The 16,005-nt window shown below is 65.1% G+C and carries 9 protein-coding genes and 1 tRNA gene; 4 read left to right on the top strand and 6 right to left on the bottom strand.

The annotated features are described in order from the left end of the window. Nucleotides 1–5 precede the first annotated feature (5 nt). The 5 genes from VF34_RS13895 to VF34_RS13875 all read right to left on the bottom strand — a co-directional run bounded on the left by VF34_RS13895 (nucleotide 6) and on the right by VF34_RS13875 (nucleotide 6,494). Entirely contained in the window at nucleotides 6–1,490 is a 1,485-nt protein-coding gene (locus tag VF34_RS13895; protein WP_032367613.1) for a peptidoglycan D,D-transpeptidase FtsI family protein, read from the bottom strand. Continuing rightward, a complete protein-coding gene (locus VF34_RS13890; RefSeq protein ID WP_027494979.1) occupies nucleotides 1,487–2,944 on the bottom strand; it encodes an FtsW/RodA/SpoVE family cell cycle protein in 1,458 nt (485 codons plus the stop codon). Before VF34_RS13890 ends, VF34_RS13895 begins: the two co-directional genes overlap by 4 nt. After that, a complete protein-coding gene (locus VF34_RS13885; RefSeq protein ID WP_045841527.1) occupies nucleotides 2,941–4,383 on the bottom strand; it encodes a PP2C family protein-serine/threonine phosphatase in 1,443 nt (480 codons plus the stop codon). The genes VF34_RS13890 and VF34_RS13885 overlap by 4 nt, the downstream gene beginning before the upstream one ends. Next, nucleotides 4,380–4,844, bottom strand: coding sequence for an FHA domain-containing protein FhaB/FipA (locus tag VF34_RS13880; RefSeq protein ID WP_027494977.1), 465 nt, complete (start codon nucleotides 4,842–4,844; stop codon nucleotides 4,380–4,382). Before VF34_RS13880 ends, VF34_RS13885 begins: the two co-directional genes overlap by 4 nt. Before the next feature lie 180 nt (nucleotides 4,845–5,024). Further along, nucleotides 5,025–6,494 (bottom strand): DUF3662 and FHA domain-containing protein, encoded by a 1,470-nt coding sequence (locus VF34_RS13875; protein ID WP_045841526.1) that lies wholly within the window; start codon nucleotides 6,492–6,494, stop codon nucleotides 5,025–5,027. A gap of 207 nt (nucleotides 6,495–6,701) precedes the next feature. Between VF34_RS13875 and VF34_RS13870 the strand changes: the two genes are divergently transcribed. The 4 genes from VF34_RS13870 to VF34_RS13855 all read left to right on the top strand — a co-directional run bounded on the left by VF34_RS13870 (nucleotide 6,702) and on the right by VF34_RS13855 (nucleotide 14,440). Then, nucleotides 6,702–6,787, top strand: a tRNA-Leu gene (locus tag VF34_RS13870). A gap of 424 nt (nucleotides 6,788–7,211) precedes the next feature. Next, on the top strand, nucleotides 7,212–11,801 hold the full coding sequence (gene gltB, locus VF34_RS13865) for a glutamate synthase large subunit (RefSeq protein ID WP_045841525.1): 4,590 nt from the start codon (nucleotides 7,212–7,214) through the stop codon (nucleotides 11,799–11,801). Next, entirely contained in the window at nucleotides 11,794–13,245 is a 1,452-nt protein-coding gene (locus VF34_RS13860) for a glutamate synthase subunit beta (RefSeq protein ID WP_027494974.1), read from the top strand. The genes gltB and VF34_RS13860 overlap by 8 nt, the downstream gene beginning before the upstream one ends. Nucleotides 13,246–13,537: 292 nt before the next feature. Further along, nucleotides 13,538–14,440 carry a cutinase family protein gene (locus tag VF34_RS13855; protein ID WP_032373393.1) on the top strand — a complete coding sequence of 301 codons (903 nt, stop codon included), beginning with the start codon at nucleotides 13,538–13,540 and terminating at the stop codon, nucleotides 14,438–14,440. Here the strand turns inward: VF34_RS13855 and VF34_RS13850 are convergent, their stop codons facing one another. After that, nucleotides 14,441–15,967 carry an MFS transporter gene (locus VF34_RS13850; protein WP_032373392.1) on the bottom strand — a complete coding sequence of 509 codons (1,527 nt, stop codon included), beginning with the start codon at nucleotides 15,965–15,967 and terminating at the stop codon, nucleotides 14,441–14,443. It abuts the gene before it with no gap. Nucleotides 15,968–16,005: the final 38 nt, after the last annotated feature.

Genomic DNA, 16,005 nt, shown 5'->3' with positions numbered 1-16,005 from the left:
GATGCTCACCTCCCCTGCAATGCGGCGGCGATGACGGCGCGGCCGATGGGTGCTGCGACCGAACCGCCGGTGGCGGCGAGGGCTCGATCTCCGCCGTCCTCGACGATGACGGCGATGGCGACCTTGGGGTCCTTCGCCGGTGCGAAACCGATGTACCACGCATGGGGCGGGGTGTTGCGAGGATCCGAACCATGTTCTGCGGTACCGGTTTTCGACGCGATCTGCACCCCGGGGATCTTGCCTTCCCCGCTGGTGTTGTTCTCGGAACCGATCATCAGATCGGTCAGGGTCGCGGCCGTGTCGGAGCTGATCGCCTCACCCATCGATTGGGGTTGGTAGCTGGACAGGTCCGACAGGTCGGGAGATTGCAACTGCTGCACCAGGTTCGGAGCCATCCGTACACCGCCGTTGGCGACGGTCGCGGCGATGACGGCGTCCTGCAGCGGGGTGAGCGCCACGTCGCGCTGACCGATGCTGGACTGGCCGAGAGCCGCGTCGTCGTCGATGGATCCGATGGTGCTGTCGGCAACGGTGAGCGGGATGCTGGTGTCCTCTCCGATACCGAACTTGGCGGCGGTCTCGCGCATCTTGTCGGCGCCGGTGTCGATGCCGAGTTCGACGAAGGCGGTGTTGCACGACCGTGCGAACGCCTCACGTAGCGAGGCGGTCTGACCGCCTCCGCACGTGGAACCGTTGTAGTTCTCGAGCGTCGTCGACGTTCCAGGAAGGGTGATGTTCGACGCGGCCGTGAGTTGATCGTCCGGAGTGGCGCCCGCTTGGAGCGCAGCGGCGGTCGTGATCACCTTGAACGTCGATCCCGGTGGGTAGGTCTGCGAGATCGCGCGGTTCACCAGCGGCTTGCCCGGATCGTCGCTCAGGTTCTCCCACGCGGTCGACGTGGTGCTGCCGTCGTGGCTGGCCAGCAGGTTGGGGTCGTAGCTCGGCGTGCTGGCCATGGCGAGAATGTTGCCGGTGGCGGGGTCGAGGGCCACGACGGAGCCGGTGTATCCCTTGGCGGTCAGCTGGTCGTACGCCACCTGTTGGACGACCGGGTCGATGGTGGTGACGACGTTGCCGCCGCGGGGATCCCGGCCGGAGATGAGGTCGAACAGGCGTCCGCCGAACAACCGGTCGTCGGATCCGTTGAGTACCGGGTCCTCGGCGCGTTCGAGACCGGTGCTCGAGTACAGCATCGAATAGAAGCCGGTGATCGGGGCGTTGGCCTGCGGGCTCGCGGGGGAGATCGAGTTCTGCGGGTACGTGCGCAGGTACTTGTAGCGATCGTCCGTGGCAACCGACGATGCGAGAACCTGGCCACCGGCCGAGATCTGACCGCGCTGACGTGAGTACTCGTCGAGCAGAACGCGGGAGTTCCGTGGGTCGGTGCGCAGGTCGTCGGCCTTGATGACCTGAACGTAGGTCGCGTTGGCGAGCAGGGCGACCACCATCACCATGATGGCGATGGAGACGCGGCGTAGGGGAGTGTTCATGCGCGCTTCACCATTTCGGTCGGCGCCTCGGCGATCGGGGCGGCCACAGCGGGCTTCTTCTTGGGGGTCGCAGGCTCGCGCGCTGCGTCGGAGATCTTGATCAGCAGAGCCACCAACAGGTAGTTCGCCAGCAACGAGGATCCTCCGTACGACATGTACGGGGTGGTCAGACCGGTCAGCGGGATGAGTTTGGTGACGCCGCCGACGACGACGAACAGCTGCACAGCGACGGTGAACGAGAGCCCGGCGGCGAGCAACTTGCCGAAGCTGTCTCGGACGGCGAGCGCAGTACGCATTCCGCGAATGACGAACAGCAGATACAGGATCAGCACTGCGGCCAAACCGATGAGGCCGAGTTCCTCGCCGACGGTGGCGATGATGAAGTCGGTCTTGGGGAACGGAACCTGCGACGGGCGGCCGCTGCCCAGGCCGGTGCCGGCGAGCCCACCGGTGGCCAGACCGAACAGCGACTGGGAAATCTGGTAGCCGGTGTCGTTGTAGTCCGCGAACGGGTCCAACCAGGTCAGTGTCCGCACGCGCACGTGGCTGAACGCCTGGTAGGCGAAGAAGAATCCGACCATCAGCAGACCGCTGCCGATGATGATCCAGCCGACACGTTCGGTGGCGATGTAGATCATCACCAGAACGGTGCTGAAGATCAGCAGCGACGTGCCCAGGTCCTTCTCGAACACGAGCACCGCGACCGAGACGATCCACACGACGATGATGGGCCCGAGATCGCGAGCGCGCGGAAAGTCCATGCCGAGCCAGTGTTTGCCTGCAGTGGTGAACAGTTCACGCTTGGACACCAGCAGCGACGCGAAGAAGATCAGCAACAGAATCTTGGCGAACTCACCGGGCTGCAAACTGAAGCCGGGCAACCGAATCCAGATCTTGGATCCGTTGACCTCGGAGAACGCCGACGGCAGCAGCGCAGGAATGGCGAGAAGGATCAAGCCGGCCAGCCCGAGGGTGTACCCGTAGCGTGCCAGGGTGCGGTAGTCGCGCAGCAACACCAGCAGCGCGACGAAGCCGGCGATGGCCAGCGTCGTCCACAGCACCTGCTGGTTGGCGTCGGGCGACGGAATGGGATTGCCGAGATACTGCGCCTGTTGCTGATCGGCCAGGTCCAGTCGATGGATCAGCACCAGGCCGAGACCGTTGAGCAGCGCGACGATCGGCAGCAGCAGCGGATCCGCATAGGGGGCGAACCGTCGTACGGCCAAGTGCGCCACCGTCACCAGTGCGAGGTAGGCCAGCGCGTACTTGGCCAGGTCCCAGGTGATCGTCTGTTCCTGGCTGGCTTCGACGAGGATCAACGAGATGGTGGTGATCAGGACCGCGGCACCGAGCAGCAGCAATTCGACATTGCGACGATTCGACTGGATCGGTGCGGGAGCGAACCCACCGGGAGGACTCGGAAAGGAGCCTCCTGCGGACGGATTGGAACTCATCGAGTACCGGTCCTGCAGTTCTGGCCCGGGATCTGCGCGACGGTCGGTGTCGGCACGGCGGTAGTGGTCGGGGCAGCTTCCGGAACGGGCTCCGGCGCGGGCGGAGGCAACGGAACTCCGGGGGGAGGGATGATCGTCGTCGGGGCCGGTGCGGCTGTGGTGGTCACTGCCGGCTCGGTCTCGCAGACCTCCAATAGGTCTCCCGAGGCCAACCGTTGCACCTGACCGCGGGCGTCGTCGAGAGAGCCCGACGGGAGTCCTGCGGTCACCTGCTCGCGCGCGGCCGGCAACAGGTCGTCGATCTCGAACGGGACGCAATCGGCCGGCGCGGCGTCGGGTGCAGTCAATGTGACGCCACCGTTGTCGTCGAGGCAGCCGATCAATTCCACGCTCTGCAACGAGTACCCGAGAACGGAACCGGGGAGACCGCGCAGCACGGTGACCTTGCTGTTGTCCGCACCGACGTAGTAATTGCCCTTGATCACCGAATTGGCAACCACTACACCGATTCCGGCCAACACGACCAGGGTCAGCGCGATCAGTGACCACCGCAGTTTGTGCGACTTCTTCTCCGGTGTCACCACCGGAGCGGTCACGCGCTTGGGCGTCGTGCGCGGGGGACGCATGGCGGCGGCGCGGCCCGCTGCAGTGTTCGGTGGCGGAGCGTCCTCCTCGTCCTCGGTGCTGGCTGCGCCGCCGAGAATCGGGTGGCTCTGGCCGTAGTCGAGGTCGATGACGTCGGCGACGACGACGGTGACGTTGTCCGGGCCACCGCTGCGCAGGGCTAGTTCGATGAGGCGGTCGGCGCACGGCCCGGTCTCGCCCTCGGCGAGAGTGTTCTCGATGGTTTCGTCGCTCACGACGTCCGACAAACCGTCGGAGCACAACAGGTAGCGGTCGCCGGCACGGACCTCGCGGACGGTGAGCGTCGGCTCGATCTCGTTACCGGTCAGCGCCCTCATGATCAGTGAGCGTTGCGGGTGCGTGTGCGCCTGTTCGGCGGTGATGCGGCCTTCGTCGACCAGTGACTGGACGAACGTATCGTCGCGGGTGATCTGAGTGAGCGAGCCGTCGCGCAGCATGTAGGCACGCGAGTCACCGATGTGCACCAGACCCATTCGCTTGCCCGCGAACAGGATTGCGGTCAGCGTGGTTCCCATGCCGTCGAGTTCGGGCTCGTCTTCCACCTGGTCGGCGATGGAGGCGTTGCCCTCTCGGGTGGCGGCTTCGAGTTTGCCGAGCAGATCCTCGCCCGGTTCGTCGTCGTCGAGGTGCGCCAGCGCGGCGATCATCAACTGCGAGGCCACTTCGCCTGCGGCGTGACCGCCCATGCCGTCGGCCAGAGCCAACAGTCGCGCACCTGCGTAGACGGAGTCCTCGTTGTTGGAGCGAACGAGACCGCGATCGCTGCGGGCGGCGTAGCGGAGAACAAGGGTCACGGGCGCAACTCGATCACGGTCTTGCCGACGCGAACCGGAGTTCCCAGTGGAACGCGTACAGCGGTGGTGACCTTGGCTCGATCGAGGTAGGTGCCGTTGGTCGAGCCCAGGTCTTCGACGTACCAATCACCGCCGCGAGGCGAGAGGCGAGCGTGCCTGGTGGACGAATAGTCGTCTGTCAGAACGAGAGTCGAATCGTCTGCGCGTCCGATCAGAACCGGCTGAGTGCCGAGCGAGATGCGCGTCCCGGCGAGGCCGCCCTGGGTCACCACGAGGTACTTCGCCACCTTCTGCTTGTTGAACGACGGGAGCACCTTCGAGCCACCGGAGTAGCGGGCGGGCACACGCATACCGGCTGCGGCATAGATGTCACTGCGCAGCGTCCGAAGAACGGCCCAGACGAAGAACCACAACAGGAGCAGAAAACCTGCCCTGGTCAGTTGCAGAATCAATCCCTGCACGACGATTCACCTCCTCCTTCGCGATCGGACCTGCATCCCCCACAATCCGACGCGGCGGCGCGACAGACATGGTTGTCTCGCAGCATCATAGGGTGCAGTCGCTCGTGTGGACGACATACGGGTGGGCGAACCTGCGAGTCGAGGAGACGCACATCTCGATCGGCCGGGCCACTCCGGTGATCAGACGATCCGGACCAGAATCTCGGAGTGACCGGCGCGGATCACGTCGCCGTCGGCCAGTTGCCAATCCTGGACGGGTGCACCGTTGACGGTGGTTCCGTTGGTGGATCCCAGATCGGACAGCATGGCCACTCGACCGTCCCAGCGAATCTCGATGTGTCGGCGTGACACCCCGGTGTCGGGGAGGCGGAACTGGGCGTCCTGGCCGCGCCCGATGATGTTCTGTCCGTCCCGGAGCTGGAAGTAGCGGCCGCTGCCGTCCTCGAGCTGAAGGGTCGCGGCGAGCGCCTGGGGCTGACCTGCGTAGGACGCCGGCTGGTCGTAGCCGTAGCCGTCCCCGCGATCACCGGCACCCTGGGGGTAGCCGCGGCCGTAGGGCGCTTGGGCGGGCGGGTAGTCGTAGGCGGGCTGCTGGTAGCCCTGCTGTGGGTAACCGGCACCCTGTGGCTCGGCATAGCGGCCGGCGGGCTCGCCGTACGCCTGCTCCTGATAGAGAGCCTCGTTGTAGGCACCGCCCTGCTCGCCACCGTTGTAGTCGTAACCGGCACCGTTGTAGCCCTGCGCGTCGTAACCCTGGGCGTTGTAGCCCTGAGCGTCGTAACCCTGCGCGTTGTAGCCCGCTCGGTCGTAGCCCTGGGCGTCGTAACCCTGCTCCTGACCGTTGGGTGCTCCGTAGGCCTGGTCGTATCCCTGCTCCGGGCCGCCGGCGGCGCTGTAGGCCTGGCCGTGCTGGGCGTACGGCTGCTCGTCGTAGCCCTGGTTCTCGTAGCCCTGGGCGTTGTACGGCTGCTGGTCGTAGCGCTGATCCCGATCGGCGGGCGCGTAACCCTGCGCGTCGTATCCGTTCTGCTCACGCGCCGCGTAGCGGGGATCCTGGCCACCGGCGTATCCGTTGCGCGCGCGCGGATCCGGACGATGTCCGTCCGCGGGGTCGCGCTGCGGGTCGTAGCCTGGGTTCTGCGTCATGTGGCCGGCTCCTGGTATCGACATCGGTGGGGCAGTCGGTCGCTGCGTGGCTGAAGGGACGGGACGGGCTGGCTGTGCCGACGCGTTCTGCTGAACAGAGCTGTTCTGCGCAGCAATCGCCGATCGTCCCACATCGGGATCGACCGAGCCACTGGCCCGGAACTGTCCGGTGTGAAGGGTGGGCGACGGTTCGAAGCGAACCACCACGTCACCGTAGGTCTGCCACCCCTGATCACGGATGTAATCGTCCAGGTGACGCGAGAAAGCCTTGACCGTGAGCTCGCGATCACCGGCAAGTTCCTCGTGATCCGAGCTGTTGATCGTGATCACGTAGTTGTTGGGTGCCAGGTAATGACCGCCGTCCAAGGGGCGAACGAGATCGGACGCCTCCTGTTGCAGCGCCGCCTCGACTTCGGCCGGTACGACGCCGCCGCCGAACACGCGGGCGAAGACGTCGCCGACAGCGCTCTGCAGCTTGCGTTCGAAACGCTGAACGATGCCCATCGTGACCCCTCCTCTCACTGTGTTCTTCCACCCTGTGGTGCCTGTTGCCTTCAACGCTGCGACGGCCGCGTGTCATCACGAAGTCGCGCTGCAAGCATGATATACGGTGCGGCCGACAGCAACGCTGTGCCGCCGGTTGCTCGGGGCAGCTCGAGGCGGCGATTTTCGAGCACGGCGGGGTGCGTGTTAGTGTTCTCGCCGTCACCCGGGCGGGTGGCGGAATGGCAGACGCGCTGGCTTCAGGTGCCAGTGTCCTTCGGGACGTGGGGGTTCAAGTCCCCCTCCGCCCACCACACTGGCCGCAGCTGATCTCGATCGCTGCGGCCAGTAGTTTCTTCGAACCCCGGCGTGTGAGCGCGGGTGATGCCTTACATTCGTGTAGTTCGACAACGATGTCGAAGTGTCGATGCAGAGCCGGATTCCGGACCCCGTCGATTCGGTGGAAAATCGCAGGTGAGAGCCCGAAGTAGGCTTACCTTATTTGCGAGAGCACCCTGGTACTGACTTATCGTTCGTAATTGGATCGGCCTCACCACGGCCTGATCCGTCGAGACCTTCACTTTTCTACCACGAGCCCACCCGCCCGTGCAGAGGAAAGCGTGGAAGATCGACAGGTGCTGCTTCAACGGCGAGGACGCACCGCAGGCCGTTCGAGCAGCCGGTTACACCACACCGTCGCCGACGAGTTTCAAGGCTGGACTTATCCGAAGGCTAGGTATGAAGCACACTCCGGGCCCGCAAGGCCTCTACGATCCCGTCAACGAACACGACTCCTGTGGTGTCGCATTCGTGGTGGACATGCACGGTCGCCGCAGTCGCGACATCGTCGAGAAGGCGATCACCGCACTGGTCAACCTCGAGCACCGCGGTGCCGCGGGCTCCGAACCGAACACCGGCGACGGTGCGGGCATTCTGATCCAGGTACCGGACGCGTTCTTCCGCGCCGTCGTAGATTTCGAGCTCCCCGCACCCGGTGCCTACGCAACAGGTGTCGCATTCCTGCCGCAGGGCCGCAGCGACGCCGCACGCGCGTGCGAGGGTGTCGAGCGCATCGTCGAGAGCGAAGGCATGACCGTCCTCGGATGGCGTGAGGTCCCCACCGACGACTCCTCCTTGGGCGCGTTGGCGCGCGACGCGATGCCGACGTTCCGTCAGTTGTTCTTCTCCGCTCCCGACGCGGCGATCACCGACCTCGAACTCGAGCGTCGTGCCTTCGTCATTCGCAAGCGCGTCGAACACGAGTTGGGTGAAGAGGGCGCAGGCAAGGACGGCCCCGGTCGCGAGACCGTGTACTTCCCGTCACTGTCCTCGCAGACGTTCGTCTACAAGGGCATGCTGACCACGCCCCAGCTCAAGGGCTTCTACCTCGACCTGCAGGACGAGCGCGTCGAAAGTGCACTGGGACTCGTGCATTCGCGTTTCTCGACCAACACGTTTCCGTCGTGGCCGTTGGCCCACCCGTTCCGACGGGTCGCACACAACGGTGAGATCAACACCGCGACCGGCAACGAGAACTGGATGCGCGCCCGCGAGGCCCTCATCACCTCCGACGTGTTCGGTGGCTCGGAAGCGCTCGAGAAGATCTTCCCCGTCGTCACCCACGGAGCCAGTGACACAGCACGTTTCGACGAGGTGCTCGAACTGCTGCACCTCGGCGGCCGCAGCCTGCCGCATGCCGTGCTGATGATGATTCCCGAGGCCTGGGAGCGGCACGAATCCATGGACCCCGCGCGTCGGGCGTTCTACAAGTACCACTCCTCGCTGATGGAGCCCTGGGACGGACCGGCCTCGGTGTGCTTCACCGACGGCACCGTCATCGGTGCCGTTCTGGACCGCAACGGTCTGCGCCCCAGCCGCCTGTGGGTCACCGACGACGGCTTGGTCGTCATGGCTTCCGAGGTCGGCGTGCTGGACATCGACCCGTCCAAGGTCGTCCGCAAGGTTCGCTTGCAGCCGGGCCGGATGTTCCTGGTGGACACCGCACAGGGCCGCATCGTTTCCGACGACGAGATCAAGGACGAACTCGCCGCCGAGCACCCGTACCAGCAGTGGCTCGACGAGGGCCTGACGTCGATCGACGATCTGCCCGAGCGGCCGCACGTGCACATGCCGCACGATCGCGTGCTGATCCGCCAGCAGATCTTCGGATACACCACCGAGGAACTGAACGTGCTGGTCTCGCCGATGGCGAAGTCCGGTGCCGAGGCCATCGGTTCGATGGGTACCGATACCCCGATCGCCGTGCTGTCGGCACGTCCGCGGATGTTGTTCGACTACTTCTCGCAGCTGTTCGCCCAGGTCACCAACCCGCCGCTCGACGCGATCCGTGAAGAGATCGTCACCAGCCTCGGCGGCACCATCGGTCCCGAGGGCGATCTGCTCAACCCGGGTGCCGACGGCTGCAAGCAGATCGTGCTGCCCCAGCCGATCCTGCACAACGACGACCTCGCCAAGCTCGTCCACATCAACGACGAGGGCACGCAGGAAGAGCTGCGCTCGGTGGTCGTGCGTGGCCTGTACCCGGTTGCCGAGGGTGGTGAAGGTCTCCGAAAGGCGTTGGAGGCCATCCGCGCTCAGGTTTCCGCTGCCATTTCGGGCGGGGCGCGGATCATCGTGCTCTCCGACCGAGAGTCCAGTGAGAAGCTTGCTCCGATTCCGTCCCTGCTCCTCACCTCGGCAGTGCACCACCATCTCGTTCGAGAGAAGACCCGCACCAAGGTCGGTCTGATCATCGAAGCCGGTGACGCCCGCGAGGTCCACCACATGGCTCTGCTCATCGGATTCGGTGCGGCAGCGGTCAATCCGTACATGGCCTTCGAGTCGATCGAGGACATGATCGAGCGCGGTGCCCTCACCGGCATCGACTTCGACAAGGCCGTCGGCAACTACATCAAGGCCGCAGGCAAGGGCGTGCTGAAGGTGATGTCCAAGATGGGCATCTCGACTCTCGCGTCGTACACCGGAGCCCAGCTGTTCCAGGTCATCGGCCTGTCGCAGGAACTGGTCGACGAGTACTTCACCGGGCTCAACAGCCACCTCGGCGGTATCGATCTCGACCAGGTCGCCGACGACGTCGCGGCGCGACATGGCGTCGCGTACCTCGACAACCGTCAGGAACGCGCACACCGTGAGCTCGAGACGGGCGGCGAGTACCAGTGGCGTCGGGAAGGGGAGTACCACCTCTTCAACCCTGACACCGTCTTCAAGCTGCAGCACTCCACCCGCACCGGTCAGTACGACATCTTCAAGGAATACACGAAGATGGTCGACGACCAGTCCGAGCGGCTCGCGTCGCTGCGCGGTCTGTTCCGCTTCAAGACCGAAGAGCGACAGGCGATTTCGATCGACGAGGTCGAGCCGGCCAGCGAGATCGTCAAGCGTTTCTCCACGGGTGCCATGAGCTACGGCTCCATCTCGGCCGAGGCGCACGAGACCCTCGCCATTGCCATGAACCGTCTCGGCGGGCGCTCGAACTCCGGTGAGGGCGGCGAGGACGTTTCGCGCTTCGAGCCGGACGAGAACGGCGATTGGCGACGCAGTGCCATCAAGCAGGTCGCGTCGGGACGTTTCGGCGTCACCTCGCACTACTTGACCAACTGCACCGACATCCAGATCAAGATGGCGCAGGGAGCCAAGCCCGGTGAGGGCGGCCAGCTTCCGGCTCACAAGGTGTACCCGTGGGTCGCCGAGGTTCGGCACTCCACGCCGGGTGTCGGTCTGATCTCGCCGCCGCCGCACCACGACATCTACTCGATCGAGGATCTGGCGCAGCTGATCCACGACCTGAAGAACGCGAACCCGTCGGCTCGTATCCACGTCAAGCTCGTCTCCGAGGTCGGAGTCGGCACCGTTGCGGCGGGTGTGTCCAAGGCACACGCCGACGTGGTGCTCATCTCGGGCCATGACGGCGGCACCGGCGCGACGCCGTTGACGTCGGTCAAGCACGCAGGTGGACCGTGGGAGCTCGGCTTGGCCGAGACCCAGCAGACGTTGCTGCTCAACGGTCTTCGCGATCGCATCGTCGTGCAGGTGGACGGCCAGCTCAAGACCGGCCGCGACGTCATGGTCGCTGCTCTGCTCGGCGGCGAGGAGTTCGGTTTCGCCACCGCTCCGCTCGTCGTGTCGGGCTGCATCATGATGCGCGTCTGCCACCTCGATACCTGCCCCGTCGGTGTTGCGACACAGAACCCGTTGCTGCGCAAGCGTTTTGCTGGCAAGCCCGAGTTCGTCGAGGACTTCTTCATGTTCATCGCCGAAGAGGTGCGTGAGCTCATGGCCGAGCTCGGCTTCCGCACGCTCGACGAAGCCGTCGGCCAGGTCGGTCTGCTCGACACGACCGCGGCCAAGGAGCACTGGAAGGCGTCGAAGCTCGATCTGTCGCCGATCCTCGAAGAAGTCGAATCGGCGTTCATGAACCAGAACCTGTACAACACAGGCGTTCAGGATCACGGTCTCGACAAGGCCCTCGATCAGCAGCTGATTTCGGCTAGCCGCAATGCGTTGGACAAGGGCGAGAAGGTCGCGTTCGAGTCCAAGATCACCAACGTCAACCGCACCGTCGGCACGATGCTCGGACACGAGGTGACCAAGGCGTACGGCGGGGTCGGCCTCCCGGACGACACCATCGAGATCACGTTCACCGGCTCGGCCGGCAACAGTTTCGGTGCGTTCGTGCCCTCCGGTATGACGTTGCGCCTCAACGGAGACGCCAACGACTTCGTCGGCAAGGGCCTGTCCGGTGGACATCTCGTGCTGCGGCCGTCGCTGAACGCTCCGAAGGGATTCGTGGCCGAGGACAACATCATCGGCGGCAACGTGTTCCTGTTCGGCGCCACCAGCGGTGAAGCCCTGATCCGCGGCGTCGTCGGCGAGCGGTTCGCGGTTCGTAACTCCGGTGCCGTTGCTGTCGTCGAAGGCGTCGGCGATCACGGCTGCGAGTACATGACCGGCGGCAAGGTCGTCATCCTCGGCACGACGGGACGAAACTTCGGTGCCGGCATGTCCGGCGGCGTTGCGTTCATCTTCGATCCGGACAAGACGTTCGAGGCCAACCTCAACACCGAGCTGGTCGACATCGACGAGCTCGAGGGCGACGAATTCACCTGGTTGAAGGACATCGTCACTCGTCACCAGGAGCAGACCGGCTCCGAGGTGGCCGAGCGGATCCTCGCGGATTGGTCACAGCAGGTGAACCATTTCGTGAAGGTCATGCCTCGCGACTACAAGAAGGTACTGCTGGCCATCTCCGAAGCCGAGAAGAACGGCGCGGACGTGGACGAAGCGATCATGGAGGCAGCTCGTGGGTGACCCACAGGGATTTTTGAAGAACACGGTTCGCGAAGTACCCAAGCGGCGGCCCGTCGATCTGCGCCTGATGGACTGGAAAGAGGTCTACGAGGACTTCTCGAAGGACACTCTGCGCACCCAGGCCAGCCGATGCATGGACTGTGGCATTCCGTTCTGCCACAACGGTTGTCCCCTCGGGAACCTGATTCCCGAGTGGAACGACCTGGTGTTCAAGGACCGCTGGCGCGACAGCATCGATCGCCTGCACGCCACCAACAACTTCCCGGAATTCACCGGACGGTTGTGCCCCGCTCCCTGCGAGGCGGCATGTGTCCTGGGCATCAACCAGGATCCGGTGACCATCAAGCAGGTCGAGGTCGAGATCATCGACAAGGCCTTCGAGGAAGGCTGGGTCACGCCGGTCTACCCGACGCACCTGACCGGCAAGACCGTCGCCGTCGTCGGCTCCGGACCCGCGGGACTTGCTGCAGCGCAGCAGCTCACCCGCGCCGGCCACACCGTCACGGTGTTCGAGCGTGCCGATCGCATCGGCGGGCTGCTGCGCTACGGCATTCCCGAGTTCAAGATGGAGAAGCGTCACATCGATCGTCGGCTCGCGCAGATGGAGGCCGAGGGCACCGTCTTCCGCACGGGTGTCGATGTGGGCGTGGACATCTCGGCCGATGAACTGCGTGAGCAGTTCGACGCGGTCGTGCTGTCCGGCGGTGCCACCGCCTGGCGCGACCTGCCCATCGAGGGCCGCGAACTCGACGGCATCTACCAGGCCATGGAGTTCCTGCCGCACGCCAACCGCGTCCAGCAGGGCGACTTCGAGCAGCCGCCGGTCAGTGCCGAGGGCAAGAAGGTCGTCATCATCGGCGGCGGCGACACCGGGGCCGACTGCCTGGGCACCTCGCACCGTCAGGGTGCCGAAAGCGTCCACCAGTTCGAGATCATGGCGCGTCCGCCCGAGGAGCGTGCCACCTCCACCCCGTGGCCGACGTACCCGCTGATGTACCGCGTCGCGTCCGCACACGAGGAAGGCGGCGAGCGCGTCTTCTCCGTCAACACCGAGCGTTTCGTCGGTGAGAACGGCAAGGTCACCGCACTCGAAGCCTGCGAGGTCGAATTCAAGGCCGGCAAGTTCGAGAAGATCGAAGGCAGCGAGTTCACCCTCGAAGCCGATCTCGTGCTCCTCGCCATGGGCTTCGTCGGACCCGACAAGGGCGGTCTGCTGACCGACCTGGGCGTCGACTTCAACCAGCGCGGAAACGTCGAACGCACCAACGAGTGGGTCACCAACGTGCCCGGCGTCTTCGTCGCCGGAGACATGGGCCGCGGTCAGTCGCTCATCGTGTGGGCCATCGCCGAGGGCCGCTCCTGCGCGGCCGCCGTCGACACCTTCCTGCAGGGAGCAACCGCACTGCCGTCGCCGATCGTGCCCACCCAGGCGCCGCAGCGGTAGGTAGTTTTCCGCCCGTCCCGTCGGGATCAATGTCCCTTTGTTGCACTCTGAGCGACTGAAAGCCGCATTGATCCCGACGGGGGCGCGACCGATCCCGACGGGGGCGCGACCGATACCGACGGGGGCGCGACCGATCCCGACGGGGGCGCGACCGATACCGACGGGGTGGCGGCGAACTGTGTGACGCACGGTTACTTCCGTTAACCATGTGGGCATCGGATGGTCACAGGCCGCTGTCATTGTGGTGATCGAACACAAGAAGCGTTCGATCACCCAGTGAGGCCCCCTCCCCATGAGTGTCAAGAGATTCTGCGCCGGTGTCGGCGTCGCTGCAGCTGTTGCGTCCGGTCTGGTCGTCGGGGCGTCGCCTGCCTCAGCGGATCCCGCCGGCTGTCCCTCGATGTACGTCGTCGCGATTCCGGGAACGTGGGAGACCAGCTCCGGTGCTGCCCCGAAGCCGGGGATGCTGACCGACGTCACCGATCGTCTCGGCGGGGACATCCGCACCGAGTACGTCTCGTATCCCGCCACCGCGTTCCCGTGGGAGGGCGAGGTGTACGGGCAGTCGCGTGCTGCTGCCGTCACCAATGCAGGCGGCATGCTGAAGGCGATGGCGGATCGCTGCGGCGCAACGAAACTGGGCATCATCGGTTACAGCCAGGGAGCGGACGCGGCCGGTGATCTCGCCGCGTCCATCGGAACCGGTCTCGGGGTGGTTCCGGCCGACAAGGTGGTGGCGGTCGGGCTCGTCTCCGACCCGAGGCGGTCGGACACCGACGCCCTGGTCGGTCCCCCTGTGGTGGGTACCGGCGTCGGTGGACCCAGGGTCGGCGGATTCGGCTACGTCAGTCCGGTGGTGCGCACGTTCTGCGCCGTCGGCGATCTGTATTGCTCGACGCCCAAGGACGACTACGTGGCGCGACTCGCGGGCTTCCTCGCCGTGTCGTCCAACCCTGCGCCCGACGTCGCAGATCAGTACACCCAGGAAGCGCAATCCTTGATCGCCGACCTCGCTGCGTCCGGTGGATTACCCGTACTGCAGGGGCAGCTGTCGGATCAGGCCAACGCTCAGCGTCAGCGGGAAATCGAGGCCTTCTACCGTTCGGGCATCCACCAGGAATATCAGACCTACGACGTCGGAGACGGGGTGTCGGCGACGCGGTGGTTGGCGCGTTACCTCGCCGACGCGGTCTGACTACGACGTAGTAGCAGGCACCCGACGGAGCAGCAGGAACACGACGACGGCACTGACGAACATCAGCACGGCGCTCGTACCGGCGGCGAGGTTGAATCCGTCGATGAAGGACGAGTGCGCGACGTCGGTCAACTGCGATGCGAACGGCTCCGGCAGATAGTCGGCCACGGCTATTGCACCGCCGATGGTTTCGCGGGCGGGATCGGCGATCTCGGCCGGCGTGCCCGCCGGGATGGCGTCCTCCATGCGGTGTCGATAGACGGTGCTGCCGATGGTGCCGAGAATCGCGATGCCGACGGCACCGCCGAGCTCGGCCCCGGTTTCCGACAATGCCGATGCAGCCCCGGCCTTTTCGGGGGCCGCAGCGGTCAGCACGATGTCGGAGTTCAGAGTCGATGCTGCTCCGATCCCGAACGTGACCAGGGCCATTCCGGTCAGCAGCAGCGGCAGGCCGGAGTCGGATTGCACGAATATCAGTGCGACGCAACCGAATACGATGGACAGCAGGCCCGCCGAAATGATGGTGCCGGTGGGGATCACCTTGCTCATCGTCGGTGCGGTGACGGCACCGGCCGCCGCTGCGGCAGCGGGAATCAGCAACCACAATCCGGCGCGGAGTGGTCCGAGTCCGAGAACCAGCTGCAGGTACTGGGAGGCGAACAGGCTGAAGCCGGTCATGGAGAAGATGACCAGAAATTGCACGACGACTGCAGCGCTGAAAGCACGTTCGGCGAAGAGCGTCACGTCGATGAGCGGGTTCGATGCCTTGCGTTGCCGGATGACGAACACGAAGCCGAGTGCCAGGCCGAGGATCGCGGTGGTGATCGTCGTGGCGTCGATACCGTCCTGGGCCCCGTGCTTGATGGCGAACACGATCGAGAGCATCGACGAGATCGCGAGGATCACGCTGATCGGGTCGAACTTTCCGGGGTCGCTGTCCTTGAACTCGGGGACCAGTAGCGGGGCCGCAACGAAGAGCACGACCATGATGGGGATGTTGATCAGGAAGACCGAACCCCACCAGAAGTGTTCCAGCAGAACGCCTCCGACAACCGGGCCCACTGCTGCGCCGCCTGCGAAACCGGCTGTCCACAGGCCGATCGCTTCCTTGCGCTGTGCAGGGTTGTGAAACATGTTGCGGATCAACGACAGTGTGCTCGGCGCAATGGTGGCTCCGCCGACTCCCAGCAGTGCACGTGCGACGAGCAGCATCTCGGGGGAGGTGGAGAACGTCGCGGCAAGCGATGCCGCGCCGAAGACCACCGCGCCGACCATCAGCAGGGTCCGGCGTCCGATACGGTCGCCGAGTGAGCCCATGGTGATCAGCAGACCGGCCAGCAGAAATCCGTAGATGTCGAGGATCCACAGGGTCTGGTTGCTGGTGGGTTCGAGATCGGCGGTCATGAAGGGCAGCGCGAGATACAGCACCGACATGTCCATGGAGACCACGAGGATCGGCACCACCAGTACCGCGAGGCCGAGCCATTCCTTCTTCGTGGCGCGATCCTCGGTTGCCGTCTGATTCACTGCTTCTTCCCTTCCCGCGTGGACACCTCACCTTAGGT

It is taken from the genome of Rhodococcus sp. PML026 (assembly GCF_000963615.1).
Classification (GTDB): Bacteria; Actinomycetota; Actinomycetes; order Mycobacteriales; family Mycobacteriaceae; genus Rhodococcoides; species Rhodococcoides fascians.
Note: the sequence above shows the minus strand (reverse complement) of the source record. Positions and strands in the feature narration are given on the sequence as shown.